Here is a 20,066-nt window from a genome sequence, read left to right as displayed (position 1 = left end):
ATAACCGCTCATACCTTGCCCCTTCCTCCCCGTGGCTGTTGATGCCCTGTTTTGGTATTGCTAGTTGCCTAACAAGCTGCCAAAACGATTTAAAATAATGTTTAACTTAAAATTTTTAATTATGGCAACAACAGTAAAACAAAACGGAACTTCAAAAAAGGATACTGCATCCGTTAAAAAGGAAGTACAGAAAAAGCTGACAGATGAAGCTATCGGAAAAGCTGCTTCGACAGAAAAAACGGTAGCATCCAAAAAAGCTACCATCAGTTTGGATGACAGGATCCAAAATTTTGAAAAACTGAGAGGATTGGCCACCCAACGGGAACGGTTAACCCAGACCTTGAACGAATTGACGAAATTCAACTACAACCAAGGGGATTCAGCTTCATTTTACATCAGGGATTCCCACAATTTGGAGTTTAAAACGACCAATACGAACCTTATCAAATTGGTCACAACACACTTGCAATCCACTTTGGAGGAAAGAAAGTCTGAAATTGAGGAACAGATTTTACAATTTGAGCTCTAAGCTACTTTCAAATCCTTAAAAGAGGAAAGCCTACTTCACAAGAGTAGGTTTTTTTTTCTTAAAAGAGAGAGAGAGAGAGTATTCAATCAATATATGCGCAAAGGTAAACCCGTAAAATACTCCCATCAAAAGACTACGGCATAATCGGGCTCGTTTCTCGCTCCTTTTATATCCGTTTCCTTTTGAGCCGAGATTTTATCTTCCGTTTGGTTCTAGCTTAAATATTTATTGTTTAACTAAAATCAAATGTTATGTATTTATCAAATTTACAGCAGGATGACATCTTCGTTCCATCAGAAATGAAATCCTTGAAAAGCCTGACCCAGATGGAATCCCGACGGGGACTTGAAAATGCCATAATTTCCAATGGTAAAATTGTCAACGTAATATCAAACAGCTACGGCCACGTACCCAATGAGCTCTTCTTCAAGAAAGCCGAAGAAATGTTGACCGATGCCAAGCTGAATTATCAGAAACGAACGATCAACAGGGATGACAGGTCATTTATAACCGATTTTATCATCGATGACAACAGCCAATTCTCGGTCAAGAATGAAAAAGACCTGATATTGCCAATGCTGCGGTTCAAGAATTCCTATGATGGTAGCGAAAAGACATCGGGACATTTTGGCTTTTATAGGGAGGTTTGCTCCAATGGCCTGCACGTTTCACAGGCCGAAATCGAGTTCGCCATCAAGCATAGTAAGAACAATACCGACCTGATAATGCCAAGGTTGAATAATCTGTTCGATAAGTTCGTAGATAATGAATTCTACACGATTACTGAGAAGTTCGACAGAATGAGGGAATTTCAAATCATCGACACCAAAGAATTTGTAAGGAAAATTCTGGAAAGCACTAAATTGTTCCGGTATGAATGTAGCGATAAGAACAACGATCCTTCAAAGAAATCCCGTGAAGTCCTTGAAATTTTGGATAATGAAGCGTTGTTGCTCAATGAAGCTCCAAATTTGTGGATAGGCTATAATGCTTTTAATCAAATGCTTCACAATACATTGAAGAAAAGCTTTTCACAACAGGAACGCTTGGACAAAAAACTGTTCGATGCCGTTTATGAAATGGCTTAATGCCGATAAAGGTTTATCCAGTACCTTAAACTGGATTTTTTTTATTCTGAGCGAAAGAGTTTATTTGGAAAGTTGGTTTTGCAATCCCATTCAGCATATTCCCCTGCATTTCGCGAAATGCTACATTCCGGGCAAAGAACTTTCCTAACAAGATCTTGGACACAACCCCAAAGCTTCCGATTCCCATTCCACTTGCCCGCTTGTTCCCGAGAAAAGTCGGGAAGCGGCCAAACTCCATTCCCATCTACACCTTTGAAGTCAAGTCCGCTTTAAACCCTACTTCAAGAGGATAATGCGTTTTCATATTTCAGAGCGGAATTTCTGCATTGGCAGAACTGTTTTTATGATTTAATCATAACTTTTCTTAACTTTAAAAAAATCATTTTCAAGATGAAAAAGCTACTGATTGTATTAAGTATTTTGGGATTATTAGTTGCCTGCAATAATCGCAATGAAAAACCCAAAGAAGATAAAAACCCAAAAATTGAAAAATCTGTTTCTCGGGATTCAATGAATTTGGTTCAGCAAAATTCATTTAATGTTAATGAAATAGACGGTTTCTGGAACAAAAAACTTGCGGACAATAAAGAATTTTACAAAGTTACCTTTCCCCGTACCGATATTCACCTAAAAATTGATGGGGTGTCTGTGGAGGCGGGCTTGGCTTATACTTCCTGGATAGCCTACCGCCCAATGGGGAAGAATACGCAAATTATGGGGGATATGGTTTTGTTGGACAACGAAATTCCCAAGGTCATACCTTATTTAAAAGAAAACGGCATTTTAATAACCGCCGTTCATAACCATTTGTTACGGGAACAACCACGGCTGATTTATATGCACATCGCGGGAAATGGTGATGCTTTGGAGCTATCTAAAATTATGAAAGGTGCCTACGCGCTTACCGCCACGCCATTGACCGAAACATCAAATAAAAACGAAAACAAGGGAATGGATTGGGCTCCGGTTAAGAAGATCCTGGGGGAGAATGGCAAAGAAGGTGGAAATTTATTGAAATATGGTTTCCCCAGGAAAGGGGCTATTACTATGAACGGCAACACTATGCCTTCAACATTTGGGATTGCCACCGCAATTGGCTTTCAGGCCATCAATAAAAACGAGGCTGTTATCACGGGCGATTTTGTAATGAAGGCTGAAGAAGTAAATGCGGTCATTACAGAATTGGCAAAAAACAATATTGAAGTTGCAGCACTCCATAACCATATGCTTTTTGAGAAGCCCCGATTGTTTTATATGCATTTTTGGGCCAAGGGAAACCCGGAAGAACTTGCAAAAGGATTTAAGGCTGCATTAGATCAGACTTCTTCCGTGCAATAATTCGGAAAAACCCGAAATGGCCGGTAAAAATTACTGCGGTATTGTTCCCCAATGCAGCGATATAAATTATTTGTTGATTGTTGTATAACTTATTCGACCTCTCACTTCAGATAAAGTAACTGTTGCAATTAATTTAAGTGAATTGCTTTGATCCTGTGCCTTACATCCATTAAACAAGAGAAGGAACAAAAAGGAAAAATTTAGAATTACTTTGGTTTTCATTCATTGAAATTTAATGGCTTGGGACCATCTTGTCTTACTGTTTTCATATTCCCTTCAAGTCGTTTGAATCCCTACAAGATACAAATTTATAAGCCCAAATTCCAAAAAAAGTTATGAGTCAACTTCCCTTTTAATCCGAGGTTATTGGCACCATTAAATGGCAGTTTCATCCCACTCAGCCCATTCCCCTGCATTTTGCGAAATGCTCCCTTCCGGGAAAAGCGCTTCATTACAAAGGTCTTGGACCCAACTCCAAAGCCTCCGGTTCCCATTTCCCTTGCCCGCTTGTTCCCAAGAAAATTCGGGAAGCGGTCAAACTCCATTCCTATCTACACTTTTGAAGTCAAGTCCGCTTTACATCCTACTTCAAGGGGATAATCCGTTTTCATAGGACGGTCAGCACATTGCCTCTTCATTCCGCAAAAAGCTGCATTCCGGGCAAAGCGCTTTCCTACAATGGTCTTGGACACAACTCTAAAGATTCCGATTTCCATTGCGTTAACCCTGCCTGAAAAATGGCAGGGACACTTCATTCCCAATCTACATCTTTAAAGTTAAGTCCGCCTGATAGGAATTCCATTTATCATTTAGTCCCACTTCCTATGTTTTGGTACTTCACAAAAGTCATTTAGAAATACTCCCGAGCCACCGCTGTCCCTACCGTTTTTTTGTAAGCAAAATACCAACATTTGGAAGTTAAACGGAGTGCATAACCGGTCGTGCCTCCCTTTTATAACTCCTTATTAATTCCAAATATTGAAAATGTATCAGCAACAAAAAAAGGTAACAGCGGACGGCTCTATGGGAAGTAAATCTAAATCGAAAATTATGAAATCTTACAAAAACATCAAAAAGGAAGCGGGACTAAAAAAACAAAAAAAGGAAAACGCTCTGGATATAATAAGTAAATCACTTCAAAAAAACATAAACGCAAACTATCCGAAGGGTTCGGGTAGCATTTTAATTAATCTTTAAATTTTTTATTATGAGCACTTTAAAAAATCACGTACAGTTGATCGGAAACGTTGGCCAAGAGCCACAGATCACGAACCTTGAAAGCGGTAAAAAGGTAGCCCGTCTTTCACTCGCCACGAACGAGTATTACAAAGATGCCAAAGGCGAGAAAGTCCAAAGTACCGAATGGCACACGATTGTGGCCTGGGGCAAAACTGCCGAAATCATCGAGAAATATGCCGGAAAGGGCAAGGAAATCGGGGTAACGGGAAAACTAAAATCCCGAAGCTACGAGGACAAGGACGGTATCAAAAGATACGTTACCGAAGTGGAAGCCAACGAAATCCTTTTGTTGGGAGCTAAAAACGGTACTAATTCTGCCGAGTAATCTAAAATTAAAGAGGGCGTTCCTCTCGAAAGTTGCGCCCTCTTTTTCATTATTAACACTTTAAATAAATTTAAAATGAAAGCACAAGTTAAAGAAATCAAAGACGGATTACAACATTTTCACGGATCGGAAACCGTGTTTCAAATCCCATTATTAAGAACCCGTTACACCAACGGACTGAAATATTTGGCGGAAGCTGCGGAATGTTTTTGGTTGATAACCGATACCTCTGCATTTGCGAAAACCTTGATGGATAAAAGCTATTTTATAACCATCGACTTTCAAAGGTTGCCCAAGGAAAGACAGGATTATTCTGGGTACGAAGCCGAGATAACGTACAGCGATGGAAACGGGAACATTTTTGGAAAACACGGCTATCGAATAACGGATTTTCCACTTGATGAACTGCGGTTATTTTTTGTGGATAATACGTTGATGTTACCGAACGAATATTAACCCATTCAAAAACCTAAAAATTATGATCTACTTAAATTTTTCAGACCTGAACGGGGAAGCCCAAGAACGTCTTTTGGAAAGTTCAAAAAAGGACGTTGAGCATAAATTTGGCGATGATATTCGAAACTATGCAAAGGAGCATTGCACCAATTTTGAGGTGATGATCGAAGAGGAGGCACTTCGGAATCTATACAGTTATACCTATGTGTTTAATATCTGAAATTATCCAAATATGAACGGAAAGACCTTTGAAATTTCAAGGGTCTTTTTTCATTCTGTTGACATCAATTCAATAAAAAGCCTTATCTTTATTTCGCTGAAATTCAGCATTCAATTTTACGCAGGGGTATCCCATTTTTGACTTTCGCCGATAACCCTGCCCATCGAAAAATTACATAACGGGAAATCTTTTCCCTGAAATTGGCAATTGGCATTTAGCCAAATTGTACGAAATTTTTGTCCCGCCGGGCGGGACGAAAAGGAGTAGCAAGAGGGTAACACGCGATGCGATGTTAAGCATTCCTATTCCTTATTAATCATCTGATTTTTAGACACTTAAAAATTATCCGATTATTTAGATTTCTACAATTTGCGACAAATGCCACGTGAACGCCCATTTTTAGATAGGAATTTGCGACAAATCGGCGAAATATGGATTCATTTATCGGCATCAGATTCAAAAAGGAAACGGCGAAACGTTTCCAGCAATTTTCAAGAATACACTTCAAATCGCACACCGAGGCAATGGCCACGATGCTCGATTTTTTCTTCTACAACGAAATCTCGCCACGGGAAAAACTGGGCCCGACCGGAAGGACGATCGAGGCCAATTTAAAGAAACGGATCAATGCGGTAATCGCCATTATGCGGGATATGGAAAAGACCCAGACCAAACCCACCGTGGCGATGATCGAATCTCTTTTTCAGACCGAAGAACCTGTGAAAAAACCGTTGATCCTGGAGAAAAGATTTGCGGAAGAAAAGAAGAAGGTACGCTTTCGCGAAAAACGAAATCCTAATAACGAACTGTAAAATTTTGAGCTATGTACATCACGATCACACCTCAAAAATTGGGCGGGAACTACTCCCAAAGTTCCGTCGATTTTGTGGGCTATCTGGAAAAGGAAAACCAAGGTCTGGAGCAGGAGGATATGGAACATTTTTTCAATCAATATTACGATGAAATTTCAGCCGAGGAAGTGGTAAAGGAAATTGATGGAAACGGTGCCAAACTGAAAAAGAAAGAACCGAAATTTTATTCGATTACCGTCAGTCCTTCCAAATGCGAATTGAACAGGTTACAGAACAGCAGCGAAGATCTCAAAAAGTATACCCGTGAACTGATGAAGGATTATGTGGCATTCTTCAACCGGGAAATCAATGGGCGACCTGTAAACATAAATGATGTGAAGTATTACGCTAAAATAGAGCATCAACGAATGTTTAAGGGGACAGACAAACAGATCAGGGAAAATCAACCCTTTGCCACCAAAATACTTCAGCTAAAGAATGAAATCCGAAATATTGAAAATGGCTCGATGGAAGGAAGTGTCAGAAAGCGGGAAAGGCAAATCGCAAAATTAGAAAAGCAGGCCCCGCACCAACAGGACGGGAAACGGATTGTGCAGGGAATGTCCAAAGCCGGAAGCCAAAGCCATATCCACATTATCGTAAGCCGCAAGGATGCCAGCAACTCGTTCAGCCTTTCGCCCGGGAGCAAATACAAAGCTTCCAATGTTGAGATGAGAGGAAAAAAGGTCAAACGGGGCTTTGACAGGGACAGATTTTTTGAGCAAGCGGAAAAAACCTTTGACAAAACTTTTGGCTATCAGCGGAACTTTGCGGAAACCTATAAGGCCCGAAAGGATTTTATCAAAAATCCCAAAATCTATTTTGCTTCCCTAATGAAATTGCCCACCAATGAAAAGGTGATCGCTTTCAAGCTGATGCGGGAAACGGGCCTCCCGATAATGCCAAGCATCCCGACCAATCAGGCACAGTTTGCCCTAAAAGCTTTCAACAAGCTGCGCAAGGGTTTGGATGTGGCAATTAAATCAAGTTCAATCGGTATTTAAATTAGGATGATGGAAATAGATAATCTTTTTACAGTACTCTCGGTTATTGGCTTGACCAGTTTACTATTTTATTCGTTTTTCAGGATCAGTCGGTATGCGTTCGCACTGAATATACTGCTAATCGCAGGTCTGATTTTTTATCTTTCCGAAGAAAATCGGTTGATATTGACCCTGCTTTATTTAGGTTGTCCGATGATGCTAATTAATACAGGACTGTACGTTTTTTTGCACAAAACGGACAAGCCAAAAAATGACGATAGTAAATACCGCGTTAATTTTGCCACAGATAACGGAAGTTTTAAACTGGAAAACGTAAAACGTGGGGCATCTGTTATCGGCTCTGCCGGAAGTGGCAAGACCGAAAGCGTGGTTTATGGTTTTTTAAAACATTTCCGTAAAGAAGGATTTTGCGGAATTATCCACGACTATAAGGATTTTGAACTGACCGAAATGGCGCACCCACTTTTTAAGGATAGCGATATCCCATTTAAGGTTATTTCTTTTGATAAAATCATCCACAGGGTAAATCCTATTGCGCCACGCTATTTAGAGAACGAGGAAAGCGTAAACGAAGTGTCAAGGGTATTAATCGAAAACCTTTTAGAACAAAGAGAAAGTGGCGCTACCGGAACAACAAAATTCTTTAATGATGCTGCGGAAGGTTTGATTGGTGGGTTGATTTGGAAACTGAAAACCACCTATCCACAGTTCTGTACACTTCCCCATTTGATTGCCATTTACCAATATCTGGACACGGACAGCCTTATCCAATTTTTAGAAACCAACACCACATCGAAGGCGATGGCAGATGCTTTTATTAGTGGAAAGGATTCCGATAGGCAGACCGCAGGCGTTAAAAGCACGCTGGCCAATGCGCTGAAACGAATTAGTACACAACGGATTTTTATGGCTTTGTCAGCAGATGAAGTACCGCTCAATATCAATAATGAGGAAAATCCAGCAGTAATTTCTATCGTAAATAATCCCAAATTTGAAACGTCTTATTCGCCAGTAATCGCCACCATTATCCACACCATTACCAAGCAAATGAGTGTGCGCAATTCTCGACCATCATTCTTATTGATGGAAGAAGCACCGACCATTCGACTATTGAATATGCATCGCATTCCTGCAACGTTGCGTAGCTATGATATAGCGACCATCTACGTGATGCAGGACAAAATTCAGAACGATATGATGTATGGCGACAAGGCAAGCAAAGCGATTCTCAGTAATTTATCCTATCAGTTTTTCGGAAAGGTCAACGACCCGGACACCGCTAAATATTACGAACGCTTTTTTGAAATCATCAAGGATCCAACCAAAAGTATAAGTCGTGGTCATAACCTTGATTTTGACACCCGAATTACTACAGGCGAAAAGGAAATACCGAAAATACGGGCTGATGTTTTCTTTAGGTTGAAACAAGGCGAATTCATTACCTATGCTGATGGGAAGGATAAGAAAGTGCAGTTCAAACTATCTAAAATAAACAGGAAACTACCAGAAGAAGCCAAGCAATATTCAATTGCTGATATGAATGCTAATTTTGAGCGTGTTTATGAAGAAGTGCGGTCGATATTTAAATAATATGCTGTGCTTTCATTTTTATTGAAATCATTAACACTTTTATTAATTACAGTTCATTTAATTGGATAATCAATTACCTATCCGATTTTATGGAATATATCCAAATAATAGTAAAACTTCGATTATCAAAATCGCAAAATCATTTGTACCTTTGGAGTTAATTTAGTATGTAACTAACTATCAGATATTTTGGACAACTTTCGATATGATTGATTTTGATATAATAGAAAATTTAGGCTTGGACAAGGCCGTCTCTGTTACTTCGGAATCTAATCAAATTTCTGAAAGTCAGCTAGTTGTAATTAATCAAGTGAAAGACTTCGGTATTGATGAAATTTATTTCAGTACCGACGAAAATCATAATAGTTATCCTGCGGTTTTTTTAAAAAAGGTTGAAAAATTTGATGACCGTGCTCTTCATCAAATTGCAAAGACTCAAAAAAAAATCTGGAACTTCAAAAAGGTAATTTTTCTTTACGTTTATTCGGAAACTGAAATCCGTATATACAATTGTGCCGAGAAACCTCTTATAATCAAATCAGATGATTTTGACTATAAGAAGGAACTTAAAACGCTCGAAATTGAGTCTTATAAGCTCAAAGATAAAACCAAACTCACACAGCTTCAAAATCTTTTTTCCACTATTGCTATTGATACAGGTATCATATGGACATTAGAAGAAGCTTATGAGATTAGAAAGAAGATAAGCCTTCAGCGAAGGGTTGATAAATACCTTGTAGAGAGCCTTACCTATACCGCTAAGCAATTACAAGCGGAAGGCTTAGAAATAGACCTAATTCATAAAATAATAATGCGTTCTCTATTCCTATTGTATTTAGAGGATAGAGGCGCAACCGATGAAAAGTTCTATTCAGAAATCAAAAAAGGAGCGAAGTCTTATTTTGACATTCTAGACGATGCAGATAAAACATACTCACTATTTAAGAAACTGGAAGAATATTTTAATGGTAATGTGTTTACCATAGATAGCAATGAGTCAATTTCTAGAGAACATCTAAAAATTATCCGAAAGTGTTTTATCAACGGTAATGATAATACCTTACAGCAGAATCTTTTTGAAGATCTACGCCTATTCGATTTTAGCATTATTCAAATAGAATTATTAAGTGAAATCTATGAAAATTTCTTGGCTGAAATAAACCCTACTTTAAAACAAGATACTGGCACTTATTATACACCACCGTCACTAGTTGAACTCATATTAAATGAGAAATTACCAATCTCTAGGACAGAAAAAGAATTTAACATTAAGGTCTTAGACCCAACGTGTGGTTCGGGGATTTTTTTGGTTGAAAGTTTCAAACGTTTGGTAAAGCGTTACGAAAATGCCAATTCGGAAAAACTTACGGATTTTAATAAGCTGAAGAAGCTACTAACGGATAATATATTTGGTATAGAAATACATCCCCAATCCATCAAGGTAGCAGCTTTTAGTCTTTATCTGGCTTTAGTTGACAACTTGAATCCTAAGACGATTTGGCAAAACAAAGATTATCGCTTACCATATTTGATAAATGACCCTTTGGATGAGACTCTAGTTGAACAAGGTAATAATCTATTCCGAAGTGATACTATTCAACAAAATCCTGAAGTAGAACAAATCGAGTTTGATTTGGTGGTTGGAAACCCGCCTTTCGGCACTAAGAATCTATCTCAATCTATTCGAGATTATAGCGATAAATATGGATTCGCGAAGGAAATGGTTCTACCGTTTTTACACAAGGCAACCAAAATTGCAGAGAATGGCGAAATTGCCTTAATATTTAATACTAAGGTATTGACAAACACTAATGGTAAATATCAATCATTTCGACAATGGCTTTTTAATGAATGCTATGTAGAAAAGATATATAATTTTTCAATTCTAAGGAAAGTGCCTGAGGATTTTGGGGGTCAATTATTTGGTTCAGCAACTGGACCGATTAGCGTAATATTTTACAGAAAAAATGCCCCTAAAAAGAAATCTAACACAATTATTTATTACGCCCCAAAAACATATATAAAATCAAATGTTATTGAAGGTGTAAGTATTGATAGTACTGATTTAAAATATCTTCCTAGAGAGGAATGTCAAAAACCATCCACTAAAATTTGGAAGGTTGCTATGTGGGGCGGAATGAGCGACTTCGATATTATCAAGAGAATATCAAAGAAAACAGTCTCAATGGAGGCTTTTTTGAAAAACAACAAAAATGGTTGGAGCTTGCCTAGGGCAGGACTAAATGGAGACAGAGAGCATCAAGATTTTATTCCAGAGCAAGTAATTAATTCAAGGTACATCCAAAGATTTTATACACCTACTGATGCCTTGCAAAAGAATGATAAGTATTTTAGGAATATAGACCAAAATCTGTTTAAACCGCCATATGTATTATTTAAAAAAGGACAGAAGAATAGAAAGTTAACCGCATCATATATTGATTACTTCGCATATTGTACAACAGCCTGTTACATATTTAACGGAAATGTAGAGAGTGATGAAAAGAAAGCGCTGACAGCTATTTTCAACTCAAAAATTACTACCTATATTTTATTTATGGTTAGTTCTTCCTGGGGAATAGAAAGAGAGCAAATTTTTATGGATGAAGTGATGGATACGCCAGCAATTATAAATTTGCTCAATCAAGAAAACTTATCGAAAATTGTAGGTCATTTTGATAAAATTATGAGTGGGATTAAATCAGATTTTCTGAAAAAGGATTATTCCCAGTTAGAAGAAAAGATTGACAAGGTAATTTTGAAAGATGTTTTGGGAATGACTGATAGAGAAATGGTCATAATAAATGATAGTCTGGAATATAGTCTTGACCTATTCGAAAATAAGCAAAAATCCAAAGCTCTATTACCGATAGCAGATGTAACAAACTATGCAAAACGAATCTCTTCGGAAATAAACGAATTTCTTAATAATCAAGAAATCATTTGTGGTGCTACAACTTTTAGAATGCCATACTATTCACCATTGATGATGATTAAATTGTCTTTTGGAACTAAAAAGGGAGGTTTAATAAAATCTAAGGAAAATTTAGATAATGAACTAAGACAACTCGACAAGGTACTATGGCAAAAGAAGGCAACTAACATCTATTTCAGAAAAAAATTAAATTATAAAACAGGCAACGAGATTTTTATTGTTCGTCCCAATCAGAGACGATTCTGGACTCAATCTATGGCGATTGAAGACGCTTCGGAATTAATACTGGAAATTCTTAATGAGGTATAGTAAATGGGATTAAACAAAGTCATAGTTGCCAGCTTTAAAAGAGGCTTTGAAGAAAAATGCTTTCAGCTGATAACAGAATCTTATGTTTCAGCTATGGAAACAAAAGTCATCAAACTCAACTGGGATGAAAATGACATTACTTGGGAATTGCACAAATGCATTAAGGAAAATCCACTAAGATTAAAGTGGCGAATCGTTACAAATGTTGAGCAGCATTTGCCGAAAGACGATATAGAAAAGGAAAAAGGTTTTGCAGCGAAATTTCCTAGAATAGATCTTAGATTGGTAACTATAAATTCATCCCTAGAATTCGAATACCATATGGAAGCCAAAAACCTTAAGGAAAAAGATTCTGGTTTAAAACGACGATATATTGATACCGGAATTAACAGTTTTGTTACTAATAAATATGAGAACGGATGCCTACTTGGGTATGTACTCGAAGGAGATTTAGACAAAACCGTAAATGGGGTTAATAAACTTTTGAAAAAAGACGAAAGGGAACTTGAATTTTTGAAACTCAAACCCTATCATTTTCACGACAAGTATTACGAATCAGAGCATCCTGACGATATGTTAATAAAACATTTTATGTTTGATTTCACTTCTTTGAGTAGCGCCTAAAGGACTCTGGTATCCCGCGTATTTTGAAACACTATGGAAAAGAGAGCTTTAGTTTTTCAGATAACTTTCTTAGAATGACATTTATGGCCAGAGAAACTGCTGTTGAAGAAAGTGGCCAAATAGGTGGTGTAAGGGGTGGTCTAAAAGGTGGTCAAATCGAAAAAATCATAGATGCTATTTCAGAATTGACCCTTTGGCAAAAGCAAGTACTAAAATTGATTGCCGCAGATAACCGCATAAGCCGTTCAGGAATAGCAGAAGTCCTAAATGTAAATGAATCCGCAATTCAGAAGCATCTAAACAACTTAAAGGATGCTGGATATATAGAGCGTCAAGGGGGAACAAGGGGTTATTGGGAAGTTAATCTCGCAAAAAAAATAATACAGTCTATTAAAAAGGCCCTTTTTCTCTTGGTCCTTTATTAGTGACTTTCCATTGACTATTTTCCTTTATCAATTTGAAAACACCAGACTTTCCATCATAAGAGGTGGTATATTTTACCCAACCAGTTTCCCCATCTACAACTTCATCTAAAATTTCTACCTCAATGTCTTTATCAGAATCAGGCATCATATTTTGAACCGTAATCAAACTGGCATACCCTTCTGATGTGGTATGTTTTTTTAGAACTGATTCATCTTTTGAGAAAAAGCTTTCTGCAACAATCTTGGCAGTTTCTGAAGGCGACACATTCTTGTTTTCTGAACAGGAAATGAATAGAAGTACGAGTGAGCAAATGACGTTTTTTTTCATAACAGTATTAATTTGGGTTATTAATATATCTGTGTGATAGTTTCATTTCAATATTCCGTTCGCCATCCTTTTCATTCAGTTCTAAAATTGCCCTACGGTCATTGGATAATGAAAATTTGGGCAACACATAAACGAACCGTACCGTTTGACCTTCTACAATTTTTGAAGCCAGATTATGTTTATAAATTGGCTCTTGATACAAACGTTGTAGCGATTTTCTTTTTCCTTTCTGTCGTGTCTCAATCGAAAGGTTCAAGAAATTCAAATCATAATCCAAAGTAGAATTATTCTCAATCCGGATAACGAAGTACAGTTCTTCTTTATCAAAAACGATATTCTCAACATTCAAAACTATACCTTCACTTCGCTTTTTGATTCTACCTATGCGCTGTTTTCTGTTGAGCAAATACGAGCAGAATTTTTGGTAATAATAGGTTCTGTTATCTACACGCTCTTCAGAGGATTCAGCAAGAATTGAATCGGTTACAATCGGCCTTTCATTCCCGATACTATTGGATGCTGGAATGAAATAATTGAGCTTAGAAAGCTGTTTTTTATACCTTACAATATACGAAAAAATCGAGCCATTTCGGTTGACTACCAGTAAATTACTTTCCTTTCCAGGCTTGGCTTGTAACAGGCCAAAATACTGTTCTTTCTCACGATTGTAGGTAAAGACGAAATTATCTGAACCGGTTATGCCTTGCCGAATAGGTTCTGGAAAGAATAGTGCAACGTTTTTGGTGTCGTTCGCATAAATGGTATCAAGTAGGTACGTCTTTTGTGCATTCGCTGTAGCCTGCGCCGAGCAAGGTCGAGGTACGAAAGTGGAAATCATTATTGCTAATATTATAATTTTTGCTCTCATAATTTAGGTTTTAGAATTAATCTGTAATTGTTCAGTACGGTTACTTTTACCCTTCGGTTAGAACGCCTGAAAACTTGTGTAAGTTCGCCAACTTGTGGTACACTCGGGATATTAATATCACCAATAACATCATCGAGTACCTCTCTTGTAGCTTCTTCTCTAAAGTTGTTCTCAACATAGATACCCTCGCTACCGTCTTGCAAATCGAAGGCTTTAAGTTTGGTGGGATGGTGTTTTATATTCTCAATCTCAATCAATGCACGATTAGGCTGAAAACTGATAAACCCGAAAATGGGTGTGTTCTTTGGCATCAGTTTACCATTGATAGTAGCAGATTTGGTAAGGCGCATCCGTAATCGGGTATTTGCTTGAACAACTTGGTCGCCATCCACTACTACATAAATCGTTTCGTCCGTGTTGCCGATAATTGAAACTTCATTGGGTTTTGGCGCAGCGGCAAAGAACAGTTGATGTTCCAAGCCCAGTTCCTTAGCTTCAATTTTTTGAGTTCTTTTAACTTCAGCTGAATCCACTTTTGGTATAGTTTTTTGGGGTGCTCGCCTTTGCCCCAAATTTTGATATCGCTTTTCGGAATACTTAATCTTGCCTGCATCATAGATACTGTCAACAATGCGTTCTTTTTCACGTTCTATTAAATCTGGGTCGTAAAAGCCCAAGGAATCAATCAACTTTTCATCATAGATGCTGGGTGCATTGGTTTCGCGCACTTCCTTCAGGTCGTTAATCGCATCGAGCTTGGACTCGTATTCTTTCTGGTCTTCTTCCAAATCAGGCACTAAAGTCTGTTGTAGGCTTTCGTTCTCGCTGTCATCATCGCCCATTACCATTACGGAATAGGAAATGAGGAATATGAAAATCACGGCCAATACCGCTGCAAATACTATTTTGTTTTTCTCAACTTTCATCATTCAGTTTTTTTAAAGTGTTTTCGAAGTAATTCGTAATCAAAAGTCCGTGCGGATTATTGGGAAAGTTCCGGTCCACCATAATTAGGTTTCCGGTGGAAACCAATTCGTAGGTATCGATGATAGATCCTCTATTGATTTCAAAAATGGTAGTCGTAGTGAAACTGTACGCACCGTTGCTTTCTGAAATTTTTGAATCAATACTCAATACTTTTTGAACGAGCGAATATTGTAGTAACCGATTATAGACACCATCCGCTTTTTTCTGGCGATATAAGTTATCGACAGAACTATTGCCCAACCACAGCGCCTTTTCCAAGTTACGTTCATAATTGCTCGCATCTATGTTATAGAAGTAGTTGTGAAACAATTCCAGATGCGCCAAAGCTTCCACCCTGAAATTTTCTTTTTGTGTAACGAGTTTCAGCGGAATAATACTGCCATCAGTATTAATCGCAAATGCACTATTGAGCGCCTTTTGATTGGTGTTGAATACCATCCAAACCGAAAAAGTGCTTGATAATAACGAACATAAAACGACTGCTAAAACGATAAACCGATTCAGTTTTAGGACGTTGTAAATATTCTTATATGGTGTTTTCATTTTGAATTGAATTAGTTGGTAAATAATCTCAATGTGAAAGAGGTTGCCCGTCTGTACAATTTAAATTTCAGGAAGACGATAAAGCCAACAGAACCCAATTGAACGACTGGTGCAAAGAATCCACTTCCAACATCAGTACCGAATAAATTTGTCCAAAAGTTCGTGTTGATTTCAGTATATAGCGTATTTATGAATACATTGACAAGAAAAAAAGCTGGTACAAGCATATAAACCGCAGCATACAATTTGAAAAATGTATAGGCAAGCGAACGGAACTTTTCAAATACTGCCAAACTAATGACCAAAGGAAAAAATGCCTGCATTATTCCCAAAAGGAAAAAACGCTCTGCCAAAAACAGCGGATAGATAAACAAATCCAAAATCCAGAGGAAAAGACTAATAATAAAAGCAAATATTTTGAAGCCGTAAAGGGGTGTTACCAAGGCTTCGTATAAGAGCGTCATAGCTGCTTGCGCAACTTCAATGATGCTAACGTCTTCTTCAATAGGAATATCCTGCATTTGCAATGGAAGCAACGCAGGTGCCGTGCCCCTATATTGTCCCTCGATGGCTACCAATATACCATCAAAGAATCCTAGCACCTGCGTTGAAAATATGACCAATAGGACGATTGCGAAGTTCTTGGCCAGTTCGCCCGGACTCAATCCCCAAGTGTAACCATCTTTGTCTGCAATACCTTCGTTGTATTTTTTAAGAATATTGACCAAGAAAAATAGGACAGCAAGCGTTTTCATTCCAGCAATAGTATATTGCGAAAAGTCGCTGGCCTGTATGGTCTGAAACACCGTATCGATGTATTCCAACCCAATCCCTAAAATGATGGTCGCGGTCATTTTTAATATTCTGTTTCTCGGTTATTGACTTTATCCTGCATTTTTCTGAAAGAAATAATGTCACGATAGCGTTTCGTTTTTGTAGTGATGTTGGAAACCATTTGTTTGGATTCCAGTTCTTTTGCTTTCAATATTTCAGCACGTTCGGCATCGCTCATTTTCAGGTAATCGCTGGAAAGGACTTCGTCTATAAAATCCACCGTATCCAATGAATTTTGGACAATGGTTTCGAACGAGGCCACCACCCTATCAATTTCCTCGGGTTTGATGTATGGCGAATTCAGAATATCCTGAAGGTCATTTTGCATTACATTGATAAGGCGCTGATTGTTTTGTGCGATTTCCTCAACCGCCCTAAGCTGTTGCACAACGCTTGATACTTTCTCAATAGCTTCTTTAGCATCCTTTAAAAATTTGACGGACTTTATCATTTCTGCCGTCTGTTTTCCCGATTCCAAAAGTTGCTTTACCAAACTGATAAAGTTGGTATTGTCATAAACAGGCATTCCTTGGCACGCAGCGCGTGCAGGCAGTAAAAAGATGAATGCCGTTGCGATAATTAAGATTTTTGTCTTCATAATATTATGTTTTAGATGTGAATTGAATGATTGCTTTTTGCATATCCCGATGCTCGTTGTAGAGATTCATTATTTCCTCATTTTCCTTACCGTCTGTTAGGTAAGCGGCATATACTTCCTTCGGAACTTCGAGACGGAAAATGTTGCTTTCCCTACCTATTTTGATGAACATTTCGGTGTATTTCCGTGGTCCGGTAAGATTATTCTTGATGGATTTTAATTGGTTTAGGTCGTGGCTGGACAGATTGAGCCTTTTGACCAATTCGTCATAACCCTTCTCATTGTTTAGGCTATAAATGACCTGTGTGTTTTCAAGAATACTTGCCGAGGTGGAATTATTTGGAAGCTGATTGATAGACTGAAGAATAATCCCAATCGCACCATTCTGTTTTCGGATGGCTTGATAGTAGAACTCGACACTTTCCAGTACGTTATCAAACTTCAGTTGCTTGGCAAACTCATCAAAGAGGATGATACCTTTTTCTGCCCTGTTTTTCCAAATCGTTCTTTGAATAGCGGACTTAATCAGTTTCAACATCACGGACAAAATTTCCTTATTATCCTTGACTTCGTCCAGTTCAAAAACGATCAATCGCTTGTCCTCGATTTTATAGGTCTGGTCTTCGCTTACTTCAAATAGAAAACTATATAGACCATCGCCGACATATTCGGACATCACGTGCAAGAAGCTCGTAACATTGAAATAGTCGGGATGGATTTTAAGGGTGCTCAAAAGGTCTTTCTGATTCCTTTCTATAAAGCTGTAAAAACCATCCAAAGAGTGGTTTTCTGAAGTGCTGTCATAATAATGGCGCAGTATCTTTTTGACGGAAACCGATTGCGCTTTTGTCACTTTCAGATCCGAAGCAAACAGTTCAAAAAGGAACACCGACAAATCCTCTAACCGTTCCGGTGTGAGGTCATTTGCATTGCTGATGTAAAATGGATTTATGCCCAAGTTCTTTCCACTTTCATAGCGAAGCACGGTATATTTTTCAGGATAGAGTTTGGCAAACTTGGTGTAAGAACCACCCAAATCGATAATGACAAGGCGGACACCACTCTCAAAATATTGGCGTAAAATATTATTGGCCAAAAACGATTTGCCTTCGCCCGTTGGTGCAAAAATGGCAAAGTTCCGTGCCTTGATGCGTTTCTTGCGCTCGTCCCAGACATCTTTTAAAACAGGAATGTTATGCTCACGGTCGTTAAAGATGATTCCGGTTGGATCGGACTTGTAATTGGTGTTATTGATAAACAGGCAGAGTGCGTGTTTTAAATCTGTTACATATAAATCATTATTCGAGAAATTGGATGAAAAACAGCAGTAGCTGTTCAGAATATAATTCTTCCGTTCTTCGCCTCGTGGATAGTATGGGATGATATCCAGTTCCTTAAACTCGGTCTTGATTTTTGAGGTTATCTTATCGAGTTCTTTGGCATCTTTAGACCAATACACGATGTTCAAATGACCACGAATGATTCGTGCATTGTCATCTGCATTTATTTGGTCAAGGATACGTTGAATCTTCCCAAGCACCACTTTGTTCTGCGAACCGAAATTTGAACTTTTGTTCAGTTCCTCGATTTTCTTATCCAGCAGTTTTCGCCATTTCTGTTTGTCATCCAGATACAGGATTTGGTTGACGATGTGGTTCTCGTTTAGCGTAAGCCCTAAACCATCAATAAACCCTTGATGAAACACAAAATCGTCAGAAGTGAATTTCTCATTGGTCTTGCTACTCTGTACACTTTCGCCAAAGCACAGTTCGCTATTGATGGCCAGGGCATCAAAATGGTTTTTGCCAATATTGACGCTTTTCTTTTCTAATATGATGTCGGTATCAAAGCCTTCATTGAAACCATTGAAATAGTCATTTGTGAGTTGCTGAATCTCTTTCGCTTTAAGCGAAATGAATTCCATCTTTCGGCTATTATTGATAAAGGATACAGAATCACTTACCGAGTTGACAAAGCTCTTAACGTTGTCATCCAGTTCTTGCACGATTCCCTTTGAAACTTTTCTGAAAGGATTAACATATTTTGAATTATTAAGTGCCTTGTTCTTGGTCAAAATGAAGAACAGATAACACTTATGTTTTATGTATCCACGACCTTTAAAATGCTCGTGTGTTACTTTCTCTAAAAAAGTTTTATTCGGAAGCTGTTCTGAAGAATAGGATTTTTTGAGGTAGATATCCTGTTTATGAACCACAGTCCCAACAGGCAATGATTTCAGAGCCTGAAACCAAGCACCGTGCATATCCTCAAAATCCTTTTCGGACAACGAATAAATTTCGGGTAGATTCCCTTTATAGCACAAAACCACATTGCCATTATTGACAAACACGATATTGTCCTGAATATCTGCAATCGGTTGATATTTAGAAAGGTTAATCTTATTCATAGTTGAAGCCTGAATTTCTTTTGTTGCTTATAATTTTCGGGAATGCGTTGGCAGTTTGAAATAGCTGAGGGTTGTGGGTAATTCTTGTCAATGCTACATAGAGCGCAGCGTTAAAAACCAGTACGCCTATAATTATCCCAAATCTGAAAGAGAAAATAATGACCAAAAGGGAAGCAAGAATGGAAACCATCATCAATGCAAAAAGGGAAATGGGCAAGCCAAAAATGACTGCCCTTTTCCTTATGTTTTTATACGGTTCGAACTGCTTCATTATACCACGATTCCTATGAGATACGTGAATATGCCGACTACCGCACCGGCAATCAAAACAAAGACGAGAACTCGGGTAATCCCCTTTTTAAGGTCAGCATTTTCGCCAAAGAAATGGCCTGCATTAAAGAGGAAACCAACAAGGAAAATGACACCGAGTAAAATGGGAAATACGGTCCTGATGGTATCGCCCACATCGTTAACTGAATCTTCAATGCCACCAATTTGAGCAAATAGCGAAGTGGATAAGAGCGAAAGAAAGGATGCTAAATAGGGTGATTTTTTCATAACGTAACAG

21 protein-coding genes are annotated in these 20,066 nt (G+C 38.1%); 12 read left to right on the top strand and 9 right to left on the bottom strand.

Features of this window, described 5'->3' with window-relative positions; all coding sequences use genetic code 11:
* The first annotated feature begins 121 nt into the window (after positions 1–121).
* The 3 genes from L1967_RS13585 (at position 122) to L1967_RS13575 (ending at position 2,955) form a co-directional block, all read left to right on the top strand.
* Entirely contained in the window at positions 122–529 is a 408-nt protein-coding gene (locus L1967_RS13585) for a hypothetical protein (RefSeq protein ID WP_094999276.1), read from the top strand.
* A 251-nt stretch (positions 530–780) separates the two neighbouring features.
* Positions 781–1,617, top strand: coding sequence for a DUF932 domain-containing protein (locus L1967_RS13580; protein ID WP_094998161.1), 837 nt, complete (start codon positions 781–783; stop codon positions 1,615–1,617).
* Between the two features lie 390 nt (positions 1,618–2,007).
* Entirely contained in the window at positions 2,008–2,955 is a 948-nt protein-coding gene (locus L1967_RS13575; RefSeq protein ID WP_094998163.1) for a DUF1259 domain-containing protein, read from the top strand.
* A 308-nt stretch (positions 2,956–3,263) separates the two neighbouring features.
* Here the strand turns inward: L1967_RS13575 and L1967_RS13570 are convergent, their stop codons facing one another.
* Positions 3,264–3,500, bottom strand: a complete 237-nt coding sequence (locus tag L1967_RS13570) for a hypothetical protein (protein WP_094998164.1) — start codon at positions 3,498–3,500, stop codon at positions 3,264–3,266.
* Positions 3,501–4,162: 662 nt separating this feature from the next.
* Between L1967_RS13570 and L1967_RS13565 the strand changes: the two genes are divergently transcribed.
* From L1967_RS13565 to L1967_RS13525, 9 genes are all read left to right on the top strand, one after another.
* Positions 4,163–4,519, top strand: a complete 357-nt coding sequence (locus L1967_RS13565) for a single-stranded DNA-binding protein (RefSeq protein ID WP_094998166.1) — start codon at positions 4,163–4,165, stop codon at positions 4,517–4,519.
* Positions 4,520–4,594: 75 nt separating this feature from the next.
* Positions 4,595–4,975, top strand: a complete 381-nt coding sequence (locus L1967_RS13560) for a DUF6876 family protein (protein WP_094998167.1) — start codon at positions 4,595–4,597, stop codon at positions 4,973–4,975.
* A 22-nt stretch (positions 4,976–4,997) separates the two neighbouring features.
* Positions 4,998–5,195, top strand: a complete 198-nt coding sequence (locus L1967_RS13555) for a hypothetical protein (RefSeq protein ID WP_094998168.1) — start codon at positions 4,998–5,000, stop codon at positions 5,193–5,195.
* Positions 5,196–5,626: 431 nt separating this feature from the next.
* Positions 5,627–6,007 carry a BfmA/BtgA family mobilization protein gene (locus tag L1967_RS13550; protein WP_094998169.1) on the top strand — a complete coding sequence of 127 codons (381 nt, stop codon included), beginning with the start codon at positions 5,627–5,629 and terminating at the stop codon, positions 6,005–6,007.
* Between the two features lie 11 nt (positions 6,008–6,018).
* A complete protein-coding gene (gene mobB / locus L1967_RS13545) occupies positions 6,019–7,050 on the top strand; it encodes a MobB family relaxase (protein WP_094998170.1) in 1,032 nt (343 codons plus the stop codon).
* Between the two features lie 9 nt (positions 7,051–7,059).
* The gene (locus L1967_RS13540) at positions 7,060–8,640 is read left to right on the top strand and encodes a type IV secretory system conjugative DNA transfer family protein (protein WP_094999277.1); all 1,581 of its coding nucleotides are present in this window, start codon (positions 7,060–7,062) and stop codon (positions 8,638–8,640) included.
* Between the two features lie 205 nt (positions 8,641–8,845).
* Positions 8,846–11,884 carry an HsdM family class I SAM-dependent methyltransferase gene (locus L1967_RS13535; RefSeq protein ID WP_094998171.1) on the top strand — a complete coding sequence of 1,013 codons (3,039 nt, stop codon included), beginning with the start codon at positions 8,846–8,848 and terminating at the stop codon, positions 11,882–11,884.
* A gap of 3 nt (positions 11,885–11,887) precedes the next feature.
* Positions 11,888–12,508: a hypothetical protein gene (locus L1967_RS13530; protein ID WP_094998172.1), complete on the top strand. Its 621-nt coding sequence runs from the start codon at positions 11,888–11,890 to the stop codon at positions 12,506–12,508.
* 83 nt (positions 12,509–12,591) lie between these two features.
* Positions 12,592–12,933 carry a winged helix-turn-helix domain-containing protein gene (locus tag L1967_RS13525; RefSeq protein ID WP_229702472.1) on the top strand — a complete coding sequence of 114 codons (342 nt, stop codon included), beginning with the start codon at positions 12,592–12,594 and terminating at the stop codon, positions 12,931–12,933.
* Here the strand turns inward: L1967_RS13525 and L1967_RS13520 are convergent.
* The 8 genes from L1967_RS13520 to L1967_RS13480 all read right to left on the bottom strand — a co-directional run bounded on the left by L1967_RS13520 (position 12,899) and on the right by L1967_RS13480 (position 20,056).
* Positions 12,899–13,261 (bottom strand): hypothetical protein, encoded by a 363-nt coding sequence (locus tag L1967_RS13520; RefSeq protein WP_094998174.1) that lies wholly within the window; start codon positions 13,259–13,261, stop codon positions 12,899–12,901. The genes L1967_RS13525 and L1967_RS13520 overlap by 35 nt on opposite strands.
* Before the next feature lie 7 nt (positions 13,262–13,268).
* On the bottom strand, positions 13,269–14,129 hold the full coding sequence (locus tag L1967_RS13515; RefSeq protein WP_094998175.1) for a DUF4138 domain-containing protein: 861 nt from the start codon (positions 14,127–14,129) through the stop codon (positions 13,269–13,271).
* Positions 14,126–15,055, bottom strand: coding sequence for a conjugative transposon protein TraM (gene traM, locus L1967_RS13510; RefSeq protein ID WP_094998176.1), 930 nt, complete (start codon positions 15,053–15,055; stop codon positions 14,126–14,128). Before traM ends, L1967_RS13515 begins: the two co-directional genes overlap by 4 nt.
* Positions 15,045–15,659, bottom strand: coding sequence for a conjugal transfer protein TraK (locus tag L1967_RS13505; protein WP_094998177.1), 615 nt, complete (start codon positions 15,657–15,659; stop codon positions 15,045–15,047). Before L1967_RS13505 ends, traM begins: the two co-directional genes overlap by 11 nt.
* Before the next feature lie 11 nt (positions 15,660–15,670).
* Entirely contained in the window at positions 15,671–16,513 is an 843-nt protein-coding gene (locus tag L1967_RS13500; RefSeq protein ID WP_094998178.1) for a hypothetical protein, read from the bottom strand.
* A 2-nt stretch (positions 16,514–16,515) separates the two neighbouring features.
* Entirely contained in the window at positions 16,516–17,091 is a 576-nt protein-coding gene (locus L1967_RS13495; protein ID WP_094998179.1) for a conjugal transfer protein, read from the bottom strand.
* A 4-nt stretch (positions 17,092–17,095) separates the two neighbouring features.
* Positions 17,096–19,498, bottom strand: a complete 2,403-nt coding sequence (locus tag L1967_RS13490) for a TraG family conjugative transposon ATPase (RefSeq protein WP_094998180.1) — start codon at positions 19,496–19,498, stop codon at positions 17,096–17,098.
* A 270-nt stretch (positions 19,499–19,768) separates the two neighbouring features.
* The gene (locus tag L1967_RS13480; protein ID WP_094998182.1) at positions 19,769–20,056 is read right to left on the bottom strand and encodes a hypothetical protein; all 288 of its coding nucleotides are present in this window, start codon (positions 20,054–20,056) and stop codon (positions 19,769–19,771) included.
* Positions 20,057–20,066: the final 10 nt, after the last annotated feature.

Origin of the sequence: Zunongwangia pacifica (assembly GCF_023499215.1) — a bacterium.
GTDB lineage: Bacteria > Bacteroidota > Bacteroidia > Flavobacteriales > Flavobacteriaceae > Zunongwangia > Zunongwangia pacifica.
Note: the sequence above shows the minus strand (reverse complement) of the source record. Positions and strands in the feature narration are given on the sequence as shown.

Excerpts from the sequence above, each read along its gene's own strand:
- traM (WP_094998176.1), bottom strand. The coding sequence starts at position 15,055 with ATGAAAGTTGAGAAAAACAAAATAGTATTTGCAGCGGTATTGGCCGTG.
- L1967_RS13520 (WP_094998174.1), bottom strand. The coding sequence starts at position 13,261 with ATGAAAAAAAACGTCATTTGCTCACTCGTACTTCTATTCATTTCCTGT.
- L1967_RS13480 (WP_094998182.1), bottom strand. The coding sequence starts at position 20,056 with ATGAAAAAATCACCCTATTTAGCATCCTTTCTTTCGCTCTTATCCACT.
- L1967_RS13580 (WP_094998161.1), top strand. The coding sequence starts at position 781 with ATGTATTTATCAAATTTACAGCAGGATGACATCTTCGTTCCATCAGAA.
- L1967_RS13515 (WP_094998175.1), bottom strand. The coding sequence starts at position 14,129 with ATGAGAGCAAAAATTATAATATTAGCAATAATGATTTCCACTTTCGTA.
- L1967_RS13500 (WP_094998178.1), bottom strand. The coding sequence starts at position 16,513 with ATGACCGCGACCATCATTTTAGGGATTGGGTTGGAATACATCGATACG.
- L1967_RS13505 (WP_094998177.1), bottom strand. The coding sequence starts at position 15,659 with ATGAAAACACCATATAAGAATATTTACAACGTCCTAAAACTGAATCGG.
- L1967_RS13495 (WP_094998179.1), bottom strand. The coding sequence starts at position 17,091 with ATGAAGACAAAAATCTTAATTATCGCAACGGCATTCATCTTTTTACTG.
- L1967_RS13540 (WP_094999277.1), top strand. The coding sequence starts at position 7,060 with ATGGAAATAGATAATCTTTTTACAGTACTCTCGGTTATTGGCTTGACC.
- L1967_RS13560 (WP_094998167.1), top strand. The coding sequence starts at position 4,595 with ATGAAAGCACAAGTTAAAGAAATCAAAGACGGATTACAACATTTTCAC.
- L1967_RS13565 (WP_094998166.1), top strand. The coding sequence starts at position 4,163 with ATGAGCACTTTAAAAAATCACGTACAGTTGATCGGAAACGTTGGCCAA.
- L1967_RS13530 (WP_094998172.1), top strand. The coding sequence starts at position 11,888 with ATGGGATTAAACAAAGTCATAGTTGCCAGCTTTAAAAGAGGCTTTGAA.
- L1967_RS13535 (WP_094998171.1), top strand. The coding sequence starts at position 8,846 with ATGATTGATTTTGATATAATAGAAAATTTAGGCTTGGACAAGGCCGTC.
- L1967_RS13525 (WP_229702472.1), top strand. The coding sequence starts at position 12,592 with ATGGCCAGAGAAACTGCTGTTGAAGAAAGTGGCCAAATAGGTGGTGTA.
- L1967_RS13555 (WP_094998168.1), top strand. The coding sequence starts at position 4,998 with ATGATCTACTTAAATTTTTCAGACCTGAACGGGGAAGCCCAAGAACGT.
- L1967_RS13575 (WP_094998163.1), top strand. The coding sequence starts at position 2,008 with ATGAAAAAGCTACTGATTGTATTAAGTATTTTGGGATTATTAGTTGCC.
- mobB (WP_094998170.1), top strand. The coding sequence starts at position 6,019 with ATGTACATCACGATCACACCTCAAAAATTGGGCGGGAACTACTCCCAA.
- L1967_RS13570 (WP_094998164.1), bottom strand. The coding sequence starts at position 3,500 with ATGGAGTTTGACCGCTTCCCGAATTTTCTTGGGAACAAGCGGGCAAGG.
- L1967_RS13550 (WP_094998169.1), top strand. The coding sequence starts at position 5,627 with ATGGATTCATTTATCGGCATCAGATTCAAAAAGGAAACGGCGAAACGT.
- L1967_RS13490 (WP_094998180.1), bottom strand. The coding sequence starts at position 19,498 with ATGAATAAGATTAACCTTTCTAAATATCAACCGATTGCAGATATTCAG.
- L1967_RS13585 (WP_094999276.1), top strand. The coding sequence starts at position 122 with ATGGCAACAACAGTAAAACAAAACGGAACTTCAAAAAAGGATACTGCA.